This window comes from Myxococcales bacterium (genome assembly GCA_022184915.1).
Classification (GTDB): Bacteria; Myxococcota_A; Polyangia; order Fen-1088; family Fen-1088; genus JAGTJU01.
The window spans coordinates 274,539-288,544 of the sequence record JAGTJU010000002.1; the positions used below are offsets into that span (position 1 = coordinate 274,539).

The following is a 14,006-nucleotide window of genomic DNA, read 5'->3' on the forward strand; positions in this document are numbered from 1 at the left end:
GCTTCGTCAGGCCTCGAGACCCGAGAGCCGTCCCTTGTAGCGGGCGTCACCGAAGCCGTCCGTGGCCACGCCCAGCGCGTTGCCGATTGTCGTCAACAAGTGGTTGTGCGGCACCCGGGTGGCCCCCGATTTCCAGTAGGTGCCCGTCTTGCCCGCCCACGAGCCTACCTTGAGCACCTGGCCTCCTTTCAATTTGCCGCCCGCCGTCCCGATGAGCACCACGGGGATGCCCTGGGAGATGTCGTGCATGCTGCCTTCGCACATGTCGCTGGCCGCTACGATCACGCTGTTGTCGAGCAGGCTGCCCGATCCCTCTTTCACGGCTTCGAGCGCCAGGGCCAGATGGGCGATTTGGCTCACATACCAGGTGTCAATCTTCACCTTCTTCGCATAACCGCCGGGCCCCTCGTGGGCGATGTTGTGCACGTCCCCGCTCACGCCCGCGTACGGCATGGTGGTGGGATCACTGCCGGTGTTGGCGCCGAAGGTGAACGACACCGTGCGGGTCACGTCACAGCGCAACGCCATGGCGATGAGGTCCATGAACGCCTTGACCCGCGCCGGGTAGTCACCAGGATTGCCTAGCGAGGGCGTCTCGCAGACCGGCTGCGCGGCTTGCGCCTCGAGCTGTTTTTTCAAGGTCGAGACGCTGTCGAGGTGCGCGTCGATCTGAAGCTTGTCCTCTGCGCCCAGGCGGTTTTTGAAGGCCTTGAGATCTTCGTTCACGACGTCCAGCACTCGGCTGCGTCGGGCGCGCGTAAGGTCGAACGCATCCGGCTGTGAAGGGCTGGCTTTGCCATCGCCGAACAGCTTCGTGAAGAGGCGCTTGGGATCGGATTCGCCCGCGTTGCGCTGATCGTTGCCGCGGTAGCTCGTGGATTCACCCCCCGCGGCCACGATGGTCATCAGCGGCTCTGGCAGGTTCACGGTTTTTGCGAAGCTGTTCGCCACCACGTGGTCGAGCGAGGGGCCCGTGGCCGTGGCCGATTGTCCGGTGCTGCCGCCCACGTTGCGGTACGTGCCCGTGAACAAGGAGGGGTACGAAAAATGCCCGTCCCACTGGCGCCTGTCGTCCATCATCACTTGCACGTCGAGGCCTGCGATCAAGGACACCTTCGCCTTGACGGGCGCCAGGGGGGCCAGGATCGGCCGCGAGGTCGGGTCGGTGTTGCCCGCATAAAACTCGGGTTGAGCCACGCCGTTCGGCCAAGCGATCGTGATGAGACGCTGGATGCGGCCGCCCTGCGCGCGGGCGCGTTCGTCGAGCAACATCGGTACAAAGGCTGCGCCCACGCCGGTCTGCGCAAGGAAGGCCCGCCGGGAGAACTTGAGCTTGGTTTTCGAGGAGCGAATGAGTGGCATGGGCAACCTCAAGGCGTGGGTTTGCGGAAACGGAAGGGCTTGGACAGCGCGATCTGCTCCATCAGGGCAGGGATCCGGGCGTCGTCGCCCGTAAAGCGCGCGACGACGCCTGCCAAAGCGGCCTCGTCGGCCTCTGTTTCATTCCGGCGCAGGCCGAAGCGGAAGAGTTGACGGGCGAAGCAGTCCTCGCCGGCTTTGCTGCGCCCCAGGGCTTCCAAGAAGGGAAGCGCGCTTTCGAAAGGCTGGGGCTCACCGTCGAGGTTCACGGTGGCCGTGGCGTCCACGGGCTGGTTGGCGTCTTGCGTGCGGTACTGTCCGATGCCGTCGTAGTGCTCGAAGAGAAAGCCGAGCGGGTCGAGAATGCCGTGACAGGTGGTGGCACAGGGATTGGTGGCGTGGTCGGCAAAGCGCTCACGGGTGGTGCCACCCGTATCGGCCGAGCGCGCCTCGGGCACGTTCGGGGGGGTCATGGGAAGGTGCCCGCAGAGCGCCTTGGCAAACACCGCGTGCCCGCGGCGCACGGGGTGGGAGCCATCGCTTGCGCCATTGAGGGCCAAAAACGCGGCGCGTGTGAAGAGACCCCGCCGCTGGCCTGGGTCGAGCTCGAGGGAACCCGCCTGGGCGGCTCCGTAGAGCGGGCGGGTGCGGTCTTCGAGAAAAGCTTTGCGGCTTCCGTAAAGCTCGGTGAGATGCCCCCCGGTGTCGAACGCAGCGTGCTCGGCGAAGCGGGCGGTCTCGTCCACCACGGCCGCGAGCGTCTGCGCGGACCATGCGGGGTAGATGCTGGCCTGTTTGTCACGGGTGGGCAGCAGATCGAAGTCGAGCCAGTCCGCCACGAATCCGGAGAACTGGGAACGCGCCTTGGGTGACTCCAGCATACGCTTGACCTGGGTTTGCAGGCCCGCGTCGGTGGCCAGATTGCCCTCGGCGGCCGCAGTGAGCAGCTCGTCGTCGGGCATCGAGCCCCACAGAAAGTAGGATAGCCGCGAAGCCAGATGGTAGGGCCCGAGGGGCGTGAGTTCGCCGGCCGCCTGGCTCACGTCCTCTTCTTCCCAGTGGTAAAGGAAGTGCGGCGATTGAAGCACGGCTTCGATGACGACCGCGACCGACTCGTGGAAGCTGAGCGTCCAGGTGGCCCGCGCCGTTTCGTAAAGCGCGGCGAAGCGCCCGGCCTCCTCGGGGCTCACGGGGCGGCGGAAGGCACGGCGGCCGAAGGTCTCGATGAAGGTGCGGGCACAGGAGGTCTCCGCGCCCGTCTGGGGCTGGCAGGGCAAAAGGCTCGCCATTTTCCCGGCGGCCTCTTTGGCCAGGCTCTCGGCCGCGTCGCGGAACAAGGTGGTGTCGTGGGTCGACACGACGCCGGGGCGTGCGAAGGCGAACGTCTGGTCCCGGTCGCTCGCGAACGTGGCGCCGGGGCGCTGGGCGGTGCCCAAAAGATCGCGGACCGTGTTGTCGTATTCGGCACGGGTGAGCCTGAAAAGCTGCAGGGGCTCGGCGCTGGGGGTGGGGCTCGCGCCGCCGCCACGACCCGTCCCGGGCGGCGTGCCGTCTCCGCCGGCGCCCGGGTTGGCCCGACCGCCCCCTCCGCCGCCGCCCAGAGGGGCCCCTCCGGTAGGTGACTCGTCGGTGGCCCCGTCACCCTCATCCACGCCCGAGCTGATGGAGCCCGAACACCCTGCCGGAAACGTGGCGGCGAGACAGGCCCAGGTGACGAGGTAGCCCGGGTGTCGCGGGCCCGAAATTGAACGGGGAGACCATCGCAGGCGTGGTTCGAACTTCATCCAGACGTTCCCTCGAGGGTGGGGCGGTGGGCCCGCAGGCCCGAAAACACAACCGACCTCTCTCAAATGTAGGGTCCTGCGAAGGATCTTCACGGGCTTTGCACGAATGATTGCGTTTGCCGTCCGGGCCGTGTGTCGGTGCGGGACCGCCCGCCCCGGGGGCGCCTCGGTCCCTTGCGGGTTGCATGGCCGCGGGGACGGGGGGAAAGTGACCGCCCCATGTCCAACGGCCCCGCCGCCCCCGTGCCGCCTTCCTCGGCCGTACGGGCCTTTTTCTTCCTGTCCGGACCCGTGGCGGGGCTACTGGCCGCTGGCATGGCGCATCGCGCAGGGCTTTCCTCGGCGGCCGTGGTCACCGCGGGCGTGACGGCACTGTGTGCCGCCTGGTGGATCTTCGAGCCTCTGCCTCTTGCCGCCACCTCGCTCCTGCCTTTCGTGGTGTTTCCAGCCGCCGGCGTGCTCTCCCACGAGCAGGTGGCGGCGGCCTACGGGCACACGCTCGTGCTGCTCTTTCTCGGTGGGTTTCTGCTCTCGGCGGGTATGGAACGTTCGGGGGCCCACGAACGCGTGGCGATGCTCATGGTCCGTGCGGTGGGGGGAGGGGGCCGGCGTTTGGTGTTGGGGTTCATGGTGGCGGCCGCGGCCACCAGTATGTGGATCTCCAATACGGCCACGACGTTGATGCTCCTGCCCATGGCGGCCGCGGCGGCGGCGCGCGTGGGCGATCCAGGCGTGTCGCGGGCTCTCATGTTGGGCATTGCTTACGCCTCCAGCATCGGGGGGCTGGGCACGCCCATCGGCTCGCCCCCCAACATCGTTTTCATGGCGATTTACAACGCCCAGTCGGGCGCCACGTTCAGCTTTGTCGACTGGATGAGGGTGGGCGTGCCCGTGGTGTTGGTGTTTACGCCGCTCGCCTGGTGGTGGCTCACCCGTCACGTGGGCCCCGTGCCCGTTGTGCCTCCCCCGCGCCCGGGCGCCTGGTCGGTGGGGCAAAAGCGGGTGCTCGGGGTGTTCGTCGCGGCCGCCGTTTTGTGGATCACCCGCACCTCCCCGGCCGGGGGCTGGAACGGGTGGCTCGAGGTCCTGTTTGCGTACCAAGGCAAAGGGGAGCTCGTGGGTGACAGCACGGTGGCGCTCGCCGGGGCGTTCGTGCTGTTTCTCATCCCGGACGGCCAGGGCGCCCGGCTTTTGGACTGGCCCACGGCCGAGCGGATCCCCTGGGGCATTCTCTTGCTCTTCGGCGGGGGCATCGCGATTGCACAAGCCTTCTCGGCCTCCGGGCTCTCGGCCGCCCTGGGGGGCGCGCTCGACGGCCTGACCCGTCTGCCCCCCCTGGTGATGATCGCAGGCGTCTGTCTGGTGGTGACCTTCCTCACCGAGGTCACCAGCAACACCGCCACCGCGAACGTCATCATGCCGATCCTCATGGCCGCGGCGCTTGCGGCCGACGTGAAGGCCCCCTTGCTCATGGTGCCCGCGGCGCTTTCGTGTAGCTGCGCCTTCATGCTGCCCGTAGCCACGCCCCCGAACGCCGTGGTGTTCGGGGCTGGTTACGTGACCGTCAAAGACATGGCGCGCGCGGGCCTCGTGCTGAACCTCATGGGGGTGGTGCTGATCTCGCTCCTCTCCTGGCTCCTGCTCTAATCTTAATCACAGGAAGAGATCGGGCAGGAGGTCCGCCGTGGGGTCCACCGCGTAGGACGCGAAGTCGTCGACGCCTGCCTCGCGCAACACGTCCTCGTCGATGAAGAAGTTGCCCGTGCAGGTGCGACCCTCGCGCAGGAAAATCGCGTGAGCGGCGTCGGCCACGATGGCTGGATGCCGCGAGCCCTTGATCGCCTCGTCGCCCCCCAGCAGGTTGCGCACGGCCGCGGTGGCGATCGTGGTGCGCGGCCACAGAGCGTTGACGCCGATGCCTCGGGCCCGGAACTCCTCTGCGAAGCCCAGCACGCACAGGCTCATGCCGAACTTCGACAGGGAGTACGCCACGTGGGGGCCGAAGTGACGGGGTTCGAGGTGAAGCGGGGGCGACATCATCAGGACGTGGGGGTTCTCGGCGCGCGCCAGGTGAGGCAAGCAGGCCTGGGTGCACGCGTAGGTGCCGCGCACGTTGATCGTATGCATCAGGTCGAAGCGCTTGAGCGGTGTTTCGGGGGTGCGGCCGAGGGAGATGGCGCTGGCGTTGTTCACCAGAATGTCGATGCCGCCAAAGGTGTCCACGGCCGCCTTCACGGCGGACGCAATCTGGGCCTCGTCTCGTACGTCCAGGATCACGGGCAGGGCGTGTCCGCCGGCGGCCTCGATCGCGGCGGCGGCGGTGTAAATGGTGCCCGGCAGCTTCGGGTGTGCTTCGGTGGTCTTGGCCGCCACCACCACGTTGGCCCCGTCCTGGGCGGCCCGCAAGCCTATGGCCAGGCCGATGCCGCGGCTCGCGCCGGTGATGAACAGGGTCTTTCCCCGCAGCGACCGTTTGTCTTCCGAGTGGGGCATCGGGGAAGTGTCCCATGGCTGCCGCGGAAATTCACCCGCTCCGCGCGCCCCTTGGGCCCGCTTGGCTTCGCCGCCCGTGTTGACGGCGACACGCCCAGCCGGTAGGTGAAGGCCAGTTCATGCCCATGAACGACTCCCCCCTTCGATTCGTCGCGTGCGCTTTGGCCCGATCGCCCCGCGTCCTGCGGCGCTCCGTGGCATCCAAAGGGCGCGTGGCTCTCTCCGCGTAAAAAGCGACAAACGAACATGAACGACAAGGTCCCTCACATGAAGCGCGCGCTCGGGGCCCTGGCCCTGTCCGTGGTTTTGGTCCCTGCCGTGGCCAAGGCCCAGCCGGCGCCCCAGCCCCTGACGCTCGAGGCCGCCGTCAAGACCGCGCTCGAGCGCGGCCGTCCGGTGGCATCGGCGGGATTCGGGGTGACCGCGGCCGAAAAGCGCCTGGGCGCGGCCAAGGCGCAGCGGCTGCCGAAGCTGCGGGCCGACGCCAACCTTCTTTACTGGGACCGAGCCCTCGAAGCCTCCTTCGGGGGCGGCATGCCCAGCACGCCCGGCATGCCTGCACCAACGATCGTGGTGCGCGACAGACTGACCTCCAGCGTATCGCTCACCCTGGCACAGCCGCTCACCGGCCTGCTCGCGCTGAACCGCAACGTGCAGGTGCAAAACGCGGCGCTCACCGGCGCCCGGTCGACGTGGGTGCAAGCGCGGCTCGATGCGGCCCAGCGTGCCGCCGAATCCTACCTGCGTCTGCTGCAAGCCAAGGCCTTGGCCGCGGTCGCCGCGCAGAGCCTCACGCAGACCGAGGCGCAGCTCAAGCTGGCGCAGACCCTCGAGAGCGCGGGTGCCCTGGCCCACGTTGACGTGCTGCGCCTGACCTCCGCGCGCGACAACGCTCGCCAAAATCAGCTGAGGGCCCACACGGGCGAGGAGGTAGCCCAAGCGGGCCTGGCTTTGTCCTTGAACCTTCCTCTCGATACGCGCTTCGCCCCTCTCGACGATCTTCCCGAAAAGCCTGTCTTGACCCGGCTCGAGCTCGACGCTGCCGTGAACACGGCGGTCGAAAACCGACCCGAACTGGCTGTGGCCGAGGTTCAGCAGGTCCAGGCACAGGCGGCGCGCCAGATCGCGGTGTCGAACCTCATTCCCACCGTCAACGCGCTCGGCACCTACCAGAACACGCAGGGGCAGGGGCCTTTCGTGCCCGAGAACGCCTGGTACGTGGGCCTCAACCTCAGCTGGGACATCTGGGACTGGGGCAAAAACTGGAAAGACGCCAAGGCCGCCGAGGCCCAGGTGCAGCAGGCCCAGCTGGCCCGCGAGGCGCTGCGAGACCAGATCGCCTTCGAGGTGCGCCGGGCTCTGCTCGAGACCACGAACGCGTTCGAGTCGCTCGAGGTTGCCCAATCGGCGCTTGCGGCGGCCGAAGAGGCTTACCGCATCCAGAACCTGCGCTTCAAGGAAGGCGCCGCTACCACGACGGACCTCATCGACGTGGAATCGGACGTGTCGCGGGCGCGCAACACGTACGCCCAGGCCCGGTACGACTACTACCTCGCGCAGGCCAACCTGGCGCGCGTGCTGGGCAAGCTGGCCCCCGCGGCCTGAGCGTCACCGAGCCGATCGTGGTCGCAGAGGCTCCGCGGGTCACCCGCACCATCGTGCAGGGCGATGCTCTGGCCTGGCTGGCGTCCACACCCACGCAGCCCGGGGTGAGCGTGGTGACCTCGTTGCCGGACGTCTCCGAGGTGCCCGAGCGAGGCTTCGAGGGGTGGCGTGCGTTTTTCTTTCAGGCCGCCGCGGCGGTGGCGGCCTGGGTGCCCGACGAGGGCGTAGCCATCTTCTTTCAAAGCGACATCAAGGTGGAGGGGCGGTGGATCGACAAGGGCTACTGGGTGCAGCGCGCGCTCGAAGACGCCCAGCTGCCTTTGCTCTGGCACAAGATCGTATGCCGCAAGCCCGCGGGTACGGTGACCCATGGCCGGGCGAGCTACTCGCACATGCTGTGCTTTTCCCGTGGCGTGCGGCACGACGCTGCGCTCAGCACGGCGGACGTGATTCCCGCCGCCGGGCACATGCCCTGGAGCCGGGCCATGGGCGCGGCGGCGTGCCTCGATGCGTGCCGTTTCGTCCAGCGTGAGACCCGCTGCCATACGGTGCTCGATCCCTTTTGCGGCCACGGCACCGCGCTGGCGGTGGCGAACCTCGTGGGGCTTCACGGCTTGGGTGTCGAGCTGAGCGCGCGCAAGTGCCGCCGCGCCCGCACTTTGCGCTTCGAGAGCCTCGACGCGCTCTTTTGCTGAAGCGCGCCGCAGGTTGGACCTGCCTTGGTCTTCCGGCGTCCGGCTTTCCCTTGCGGGCCAAGGCGCAACATCTCATGCTGGGAGCCTTTTCCCGCATGGATCTCGAAGAGCCCTCGGCTGCCGCCTCGCCCCCTCCCCGGCGCCCCACCTGCCCAAACTGCTTGCGGCCCGCCCGCGTCTGCGTGTGCCTGCAGCTGCCTTCCTTGACCACCGCGTTGACACGCGTGCTGTTGCTGCAGCATCCCCGCGAGAGCCGCACCGGCATCGGTACGGCCCGCCTGGCGCATTTGTCGCTGCCGGGGTCGTTGCTCAAGGCCGGGCTCGATTTCTCGCAGGATCCCGAGGTCCAGGCTGCGGTCGCGGCGCACCCGGCGTACGTGTTGTTTCCGGGCCCGGACGCGATCGCCATCGACGCGCTTCCGCAGGGCGAGCCGCTCACGCTCGTGGTGGTGGACGGAACGTGGTGGCAAGCCAAGAAGCTCATCACACTGAACCCCTGGCTGGTGGCCCTGCCGCGTGTGGCGTTCTCGCCGCGCCGTCCAAGCGACTATCGCATTCGCAGGCAGCCGGCCGCGCATTGCGTGTCCACCATTGAAGCCCTGGCGGAGGTGCTGTCGTGCCGCGAGCCCCAGGGCGCCCGTTTCGAGCGTTTGCTCGACCCCTTCCGCGCGATGGTGGATCTGCAGGTGGGCTTTCGCGAGGCGATGGGGGTCTCCCGGCATCGGGGCCGCAAGCGCCCCCGCGACAAGCGCCGTCCCACGTTGCCTGAGACCTTGCGGGAGCTCTGGCCTCGTCTGGTGTTCGTCCAAGGGGAGGCCAACGCGTGGCCCGCCCGTCACCCTGACCGCCCGCCTGCGGACCTCGTGCACTGGGTGGCCCAGAGGGCGGCTTCGCCCGGCGAGCGCTTCGAGGCCATCATCGCCCCCGCGCATGCGCTTGCGCCCTCCACCGCCCGCTACGTCGAGCTGCCTGAAACGAGCCTTGGAACCGGGACGCCGCCCCATCAAGTGGCCGCCGCCTGGACGCGCTTTGTGCGCCCCGATGATGTTCTATGTGCGTTCGGCGTCTATCACCTGGGCGTGGGCATGGAGCAAGGGATCGTACAGCTGCCGCGAGGGCAGGCGCTGCCCGCTTCCGGAGAGGGGCTGGACGCAGGGTTCATTGATCTTCGAAACGCGCTCTCGCAGCACCTCAAGCAGAAGCTGGCACAGGTCGAGGACACCCCTGCGCAGGTCGGGGTGCTTCCGGGCCCTCCGGCAGGGCCGGGGCGGGCCCATCGACGGTTGGCAGCCCTGCGGGCCGTGGCCGAATCGCTGGTGGCGTAAACGGTGCCGTCAGGCCAGGTCGTGGCCCTCGACGGGGGCGGGCGCGGCAGAGGCGGGGCCGGGGTCGTGGTGAAGCAACGACTGGAGCAGGGCCTCCGTGCGGGCCACGGCTTGCAAGCGGTTGCTGACCGGGGGGATGCGGGGAGGGCTATCGTCGTCGCCACTGGCGGCGGTGAGGCCGAAGAAAACACCGGAGGTCAACACCACGTCGCCCAAGGGCACGAGCCTCGTGGCGATGAGAATGCCCGGCTTGGCCTTGCTCCAGAATCCCTTCTCGCGCACACGGGCCGTTTGGCCATTCGATACGTCTTCCAGCTCGACCTCGTCCTCCGAGAGCTGCTGGAGCACCTTGTGGATGGTGAACGAGGACTGCGCCAAGCTGTCGAGGAAACGCTCTTCGATCGACCCGGTCTCGGGCGGGTGCTGCACCATGTACCGTTCGAGCGCCGTGGTGCCGTTGCGGGCGAAGTCGAGCATGCAGTACTGCAGGAACGTGAGCCCCGCGGTCGCGTCCTCTTCGTCCAGATACACGCTGCCGTGTTGCCAGAGCTTGAGGCGCTTGGCCGCGGCCTGGATCGTCGCGCTGGAGACGTACTTGGTGAGATCGGAGAGCAGCTGCGAGCGGAACTCGCGTACGGCTTCCAGGTCGAGGGCAACGTCGGTCATGAACGTCAACCTTCCTAGCGCGAAGTGCGGGGGCAGGGAAAGGGCCGAAATGTAAAGACGCACGCGGGCGCTTTTGGCGCGTTTGCCGCCTTTACGAGCTCCGAACGTGCGCTAGAGTGCGCCCGCTTCCTGCCCCGCGGCAGGGTCGCCGGTGGCCACGAGGATCTTGAAGCGGGGATCGATCACCACCAGGCTGGGGGCGCCGATGGGCGCTTCGTGGGCTTCGAGGCGATGTCCCATGGTCTCGAGCGCGGGCCCGGCGGCTTCGATCAAGGCAGGGTTCGCTCTCAGCACGTGGGCCTGCGCTGCGGAGTGACCCACGCCCTCGCGCGGCCGCGTCGCCCAACGCGGAGCGACAATGGCCTCTTCAGGCAGCATTTGAAAGTCGATGAGGTCCGTCAGCAGCTGCAGTGTCACCTGTTCCTGTTCGTCGTCGCCCGCCACCGAGAGCGCGTAGATCGGTTGCTTGTCCTTGAACACCAGCGTGGGGCTCGCGGGGCTGCGGGGCCGCTTGCCCGGGGCGAGCGCGTTGGGGTGCTCGGCCGCAAGGTTGAAGCTTGCGAGGCGTGTGCCGAGCCACACACCTGTCTCGCCTGCTTCCACGCCTGCCGAGCCGCTGGCCGTGGCGGCCACCACGTTGCCTTGCTGGTCGGCCACCACGCACGTGGTGGACCCGAGGGCGGTGGCCAGGGCGCCGGGGGACCACCGGGGCTCGGGTTCGAGCAGGGGCTTCTTGTTCACCGGATCGCCGGTGCGCCCCACCGGCGCAGCCTTCCCAAGGTCTATGGTCTTGCTCCGCAATGAAAGATAGTAAGGGTAGATCAAGGCCTCGAGAGGCACGTCGACGTGGCTCGGGTCCCCCAGGTAGGCGTCGCGATCGGCAAACGCCAGCTTCAGTGATTCGACCCCGACGTGCACGGCGCGCGGGTTGTGCGGCCCGAGCCCATGCAGACCAAAGTGCTCGAGCGTGCCGAGGGCGGCCAGGAGGACAGGACCCTGCGTCCCTGCTCCCGCCTTCACCAAGCGATGGCCGCGGTAGGCGAGGGACGCAGGCGCCTCGATGCGCGTCGTGTGGGCGGCCAGATCCACAAAGCGCAGCAGCGCTCCCCCTTTGCGCGACCATTCGTCGATCTCGCGGGCCACGCTGCCGCGATAAAATTCTTCCCGGGCACGCAACAGACCTTCGGACCGGGCCCCGTCGGCCTTCTTCTCGGCGTCCGTCATCTTTCGCAAGGTCTTTGCGAGCCGCCAATGCCAGGGCTGGTCGTTTTTCTTGAGCAGCTCGTGCGTGGGCGCTGCGGCCTCCTTGAGCGTCGTGGTGCCGTGCCGCTCGAGCAACGTCACGATCGCGTCGGGCGCGGCCGGCACGGTGGCCGCCTGGGCCCCCACGGTGGGCAGGCCTTTTTTGGCGAAGCGCTCGCGTGTGGCGAGCAGGGGCGCGGCGCCTTGGCCCGCGATCGCCTCGACGGAGCCGTCCCTGGCGCTGTAGACCAAGATCGACACCTCGCCCCCGAACGGGAAGCGCGCGTGGTCGGCCACGCTGAGCGCGAGCAGGGCCGCCGCCGCCCCGTCCGCGGCGTTGCCGCCCTTGCGCATGACCTCGAGCGCGGCGTTCGTGGCTTCCCGGCGTCCGGTGGACACGGCGGCCTTTTTGCCCGCGGCGTACCAGGGCCGGGTTTGGGGCGGTGGCGCTTCCTCCACAGGCGTCGGGGGCGCTGGTGGGGGTGCAGCCGGCGGGGCCTGGCTTTCACAGCCCGCACCTCCGAGGCTCGCAGAGCCGCAGAGGGCCAACACGGCGAGGGCGCGCGACGAACGAGCAGACATCGTGAACCTCCTAGCAGGGATGCCCAGCATGGCTTCCGTTTTCGATGTCATCGCCCCCGCGTGAAGTCAAGCGGCGCACCTGTGCCGCTGCACCTCGAGCCTTGCAAACCCCCGACGTGGCGCCCGTATTTCCGCCCGGCGCCCTCGAACTGTGGCAGGCTGAGGCTGAATGCGGAAACCTGATCCTTTGGCAGAGCTCCTGGAAGATGGGGTCATCGATGCCGTGCACACCCGCCTGATGAGTGGCAAAGAAGCCACCGTGTTCGTGGTCGAGCGGGGCGGGCATCTGGGCGCTGCGAAGGTCTACAAGAGCCGCAACGATCGCACGTTCAAGAACGTGGCCAGCTACGTCGAAGGCCGCAAGCAAACGCGCAACTCGCGGGACCGCCGGGCCATGGCGAAGAAAAGCGGCTACGGCCGCGAGCTCATGGAAGAAGGTTGGCAGGACATGGAGTTTCGGGCTCTGCGCCGGGCGTTCGACGCCGGCGTGCTCGTCCCGGAGCCGTTCTTCGTGTTCCCCAGCGTGTTGCTGATGGAGCTCGTGGTCGACAACACCGGCGCCCCCGCCTCGCGGTTGGCGGACTTTCCCTACTCGCCGGAGCAGGCCACGCTGCTGCATCACGAGGTGTTCATGCAAGTCAGGGCCATGTTGGCCGCGGGCATGATTCACGGCGATCTTTCTGCTTACAACATCCTGATGTCGGCGCGGGGGGCCACATTGATCGACATTCCCCAGGTGGTGGACGCTGCCGGCAACACCAACGCGAAGCATATTTTGGCTCGCGATCTGAAGAACGTGACAGAGCATCTGGCGCGCTATGACGCTCGTTTGCAGCGCTTCTCCGATTGTGGGCTCGCGCTCTTCGAGCACTACGAGCGCGGCACGCTCGATATGGTGACAGGTCCCGAAGCCCGCGCGCCGCAGTGGCGAAGCGGCGGCCGCCGGGCGCGCGATGCCGAGCGGGGGCGTGCCGGCCGAGACAAATCGGGCGGACGTGCGCCGGTGGTGTCCCACGGGTCTTCCGACGCCGCTCAGGCGGGGCCAAGGCCCGCCGGCGAGCGCTCGCATGATCGCCCGCGCGCGCCCCGCGATCCCGCCGAACGACATCACCCCGCGCGCCCACAAGGCGATCGGCACAGCGAGCGGCCCGCCCGCCCCCAGGTGGATCGTGCTGCGCGGGCCGACCGCGCGATGCGCCCCCAAGCCGAGCGTGCCCCGCGGGCCTCCGAGGGGCGCCCCGCGCGCCCGCCTGTAGAACGGGCACCCCGCGTGCGGCTCGAGCGCCCCGCTCATGCGACGATCGAGCACGCGTCGCGCCCGTCGCAGGGGCGTCACCCTTCCGAACGGGCTCCGCGGGCGCCCATGGCCCACGACCGTCCGGCGAGCGAGCGTGGGGCCGCGCCGCCCGTTCCCCGGGGCAGACGCCCGGGAAGCACGGGCTGAGACGCCGGATCCCCCGGGGGGGGCCGCCAAAGCGGCGCGTGCTGCGGGTTTGCTGGTACGCTGGCCGCGCATGGACACGCGTTCGCGGCAGGACGCCCTCGCGGGCTGGCTTCGAGGGCAGGGGTTCACGACCGTGGGCGCGGCGGCCCGGCGTTTCGAGGTCTCCGCGCGCACGATCCACCGCGACCTCGCCCGGTTGCGGGCGCACGGCGTCGCCGTCGTGACCGAGCCGGGCCGCGGGGGAGGCCTTCACCTCGACCCCGAACTGTCTTTGCCACCGGTTCGGCTCGACTTGACAGAGGTGATGGCGCTCGTGGTTGCCGTGTCCCTGGCGCAGCAGGACACCCTGTTGCCGCTCGGCAAGCCGGCGCGTGCGGCGCTCGCAAAGCTCGTGGCCACGTTGCCGAAGGCCCGGTCCCGGGAGCTCTCTCGCCTGCTGTCGCGGGTGGTCGTGGGGCAGGGGGCTTCCCCGCGGGTGGTCGCCACGCTGACGCCGGTCGACGCGCGCACGCTGGACGCGTTCGAGCAGGCGTTCTTCGGGAACCACCGTCTCCGTTTCCGCTATTGCGACCAGGCCGGAAAAACCAGCACCCGACGTGTAGAGCCACACGGGCTGCTCTTGCAGACGCCGGCCTGGTACCTTTTGGCCTTCGACATCGACAAGGGCGCCGCCCGCACGTTTCGCATGGATCGCATCACGCAGGCGCAGGTCGAAAGCACCTGCTTTACGCCGCGCTCCCTGCAGCTGTTCGAGGCCACCTTGAAGGAGGTGGGCGCCGCGGAGCGGTTGAGCGGTCGCCTTTGACCGCGG

11 protein-coding genes are annotated in these 14,006 nt (G+C 68.6%); 6 read left to right on the top strand and 5 right to left on the bottom strand.

Features of this window, described 5'->3' with window-relative positions; genetic code table 11:
• Positions 1-6: 6 nt before the first annotated feature.
• Positions 7-1,362 carry a DUF1552 domain-containing protein gene (locus KA712_08755; protein MCG5053033.1) on the bottom strand — a complete coding sequence of 452 codons (1,356 nt, stop codon included), beginning with the start codon at positions 1,360-1,362 and terminating at the stop codon, positions 7-9.
• 8 nt (positions 1,363-1,370) lie between these two features.
• Positions 1,371-3,143, bottom strand: coding sequence for a DUF1592 domain-containing protein (locus tag KA712_08760; GenBank protein ID MCG5053034.1), 1,773 nt, complete (start codon positions 3,141-3,143; stop codon positions 1,371-1,373).
• A 219-nt stretch (positions 3,144-3,362) separates the two neighbouring features.
• Between KA712_08760 and KA712_08765 the strand changes: the two genes are divergently transcribed.
• Positions 3,363-4,790, top strand: a complete 1,428-nt coding sequence (locus tag KA712_08765; protein ID MCG5053035.1) for an SLC13 family permease — start codon at positions 3,363-3,365, stop codon at positions 4,788-4,790.
• A gap of 6 nt (positions 4,791-4,796) precedes the next feature.
• On the opposite strand, the gene KA712_08770 is transcribed toward KA712_08765, so the two are convergent.
• A complete protein-coding gene (locus tag KA712_08770; GenBank protein ID MCG5053036.1) occupies positions 4,797-5,636 on the bottom strand; it encodes an NAD(P)-dependent oxidoreductase in 840 nt (279 codons plus the stop codon).
• A gap of 246 nt (positions 5,637-5,882) precedes the next feature.
• On the opposite strand from KA712_08770, the gene KA712_08775 reads away from it, so the two are divergent.
• The 3 genes from KA712_08775 (at position 5,883) to KA712_08785 (ending at position 9,261) form a co-directional block, all read left to right on the top strand.
• Positions 5,883-7,241 (top strand): TolC family protein, encoded by a 1,359-nt coding sequence (locus KA712_08775; GenBank protein MCG5053037.1) that lies wholly within the window; start codon positions 5,883-5,885, stop codon positions 7,239-7,241.
• Entirely contained in the window at positions 7,238-7,936 is a 699-nt protein-coding gene (locus KA712_08780) for an SAM-dependent methyltransferase (protein MCG5053038.1), read from the top strand. Before KA712_08775 ends, KA712_08780 begins: the two co-directional genes overlap by 4 nt.
• 74 nt (positions 7,937-8,010) lie before the next feature.
• A complete protein-coding gene (locus KA712_08785) occupies positions 8,011-9,261 on the top strand; it encodes a DTW domain-containing protein (GenBank protein MCG5053039.1) in 1,251 nt (416 codons plus the stop codon).
• Between the two features lie 9 nt (positions 9,262-9,270).
• Here KA712_08785 and KA712_08790 read toward each other — a convergent pair whose 3' ends face one another.
• Positions 9,271-9,927, bottom strand: a complete 657-nt coding sequence (locus tag KA712_08790; GenBank protein MCG5053040.1) for a hypothetical protein — start codon at positions 9,925-9,927, stop codon at positions 9,271-9,273.
• 111 nt (positions 9,928-10,038) lie between these two features.
• On the bottom strand, positions 10,039-11,751 hold the full coding sequence (locus KA712_08795; protein MCG5053041.1) for a gamma-glutamyltransferase: 1,713 nt from the start codon (positions 11,749-11,751) through the stop codon (positions 10,039-10,041).
• A gap of 169 nt (positions 11,752-11,920) precedes the next feature.
• On the opposite strand from KA712_08795, the gene KA712_08800 reads away from it, so the two are divergent.
• Both KA712_08800 and KA712_08805 read left to right on the top strand, forming a co-directional pair.
• Positions 11,921-13,195, top strand: a complete 1,275-nt coding sequence (locus KA712_08800; GenBank protein ID MCG5053042.1) for a hypothetical protein — start codon at positions 11,921-11,923, stop codon at positions 13,193-13,195.
• A gap of 70 nt (positions 13,196-13,265) precedes the next feature.
• Positions 13,266-14,000 carry a WYL domain-containing protein gene (locus KA712_08805; protein MCG5053043.1) on the top strand — a complete coding sequence of 245 codons (735 nt, stop codon included), beginning with the start codon at positions 13,266-13,268 and terminating at the stop codon, positions 13,998-14,000.
• The last annotated feature ends 6 nt before the right edge of the window (positions 14,001-14,006 follow it).